Source organism: Okeania sp. SIO2C9 (assembly GCF_010672455.1).
Classification (GTDB): domain Bacteria; phylum Cyanobacteriota; class Cyanobacteriia; order Cyanobacteriales; family Microcoleaceae; genus Okeania.
On sequence record NZ_JAAHGO010000257.1, the window covers coordinates 1 to 1,253 of the forward strand.

Below are 1,253 nucleotides of genomic sequence, written 5' to 3' on the forward strand. Positions count from 1 at the left end.
CAAGAAGCAGAAAAACGAACCGAAGAATTAGAATCTTTACTGTCTCGTTATCGCGATCGCTTTGGAGAATTACCTGAAAATTAACAAAGGAGAATTAGGCTAAGGAAAATTCTTTGGCTTAATTATTTTTTAACAGCGCTTTTCAAAATTAAAGCCCCCTAAATCCCCCAATTTTGGGGGACTAGAGCAAGCAAATTGACTCTTGTTTCCCCCAAAGTTGGGGGGCTAGGGGGGCAAAATTCAGTATCAAAAAACTTTTCAGATATCCTCTCAGCAACAAATGTTTATTTAGCACTGCATTACCAAACTTCTATTAAATCTAAAACAAATCCAGGCAACACATATTCCCCAGATAAACTATTAGGATTTTCCAAAATTTCCACTTCCCGATCTTGCCGATAAATCTCTATTTTCAGTTTTCACTATCAATTAACCAACCTAATATTGCACAATTTGACTGATACTTTTTCATCTTTTTTTGTAACTCTAAAATAGTATCATTTTTAGAATGTAATTCTACTACAAAATCGAGGTATAAAGGCGCAAAATTTTCCTGTTCTTCCCTAGTTAAACTATCCCATCTTTCCTGTTTTACCCAGGCAGCATCAGGAGAGTGATCGATTATAGAACCCATTTGAGGTCTATATAATTATGGTAGTCAAGTCTTTTCGCGCATCAATTTTGAGGAACAATCATCTGAAGGAGTGTTGAATTTTTTATATTATTTCTCCCCACATCTACCCTCTTACCTCTTACCTCTTACCTCTTACCTTCTGTCTCCTGTCTCCTAGCTCAAAAAACTTAATATTTATGAAGATACCAAATGGGTTCTATACGCTGTTTCAACTATTTTTTAAGTCTTGAAAGAATATTTAAAAGGTCAAAAAGCAACTGTACTAAGTAAACAATTTTTATATTTTTCTAGGGGTTTTCCTAAACTACTAACTGTTCCTGATGTGATGGTAATTTTTGATGTGGAACCAGGGGGAAGAGATAGTTATAAACTTTGGGAAGAACGTAAAATTCCTGCGGTTATTTTTGAGGTAACTACTAAAAATACCCGCAGAGACGATGAAGGTTATAAAAAAGTATTTTACGAACTATTAAAAGTACAGAAATGTTGGTTATTTTACCCTAAAGGTGAATGGATAGAAGAAAAATTGCAAGGGTATCGTCTGGCAGAAACAAATTATAAATTAATTACAGATGGTCGGAGCAAACCTTTAGGATTACGTTTAGAAGTAGAGGATAAA

At 34.4% G+C, this 1,253-nt stretch carries 2 protein-coding genes; one reads left to right on the forward strand and one right to left on the reverse strand.

The window, feature by feature from the left end; genetic code table 11:
• Positions 1–412: 412 nt before the first annotated feature.
• Complete coding sequence (locus F6K23_RS40815) at positions 413–634, reverse strand: Uma2 family endonuclease (RefSeq protein WP_293166956.1); 222 nt, start codon at positions 632–634, stop codon at positions 413–415.
• 226 nt (positions 635–860) lie between these two features.
• Between F6K23_RS40815 and F6K23_RS40820 the strand changes: the two genes are divergently transcribed.
• On the forward strand, positions 861–1,253 hold a 393-nt coding region (locus tag F6K23_RS40820), incomplete at its 3' end, for a Uma2 family endonuclease (RefSeq protein ID WP_367267984.1).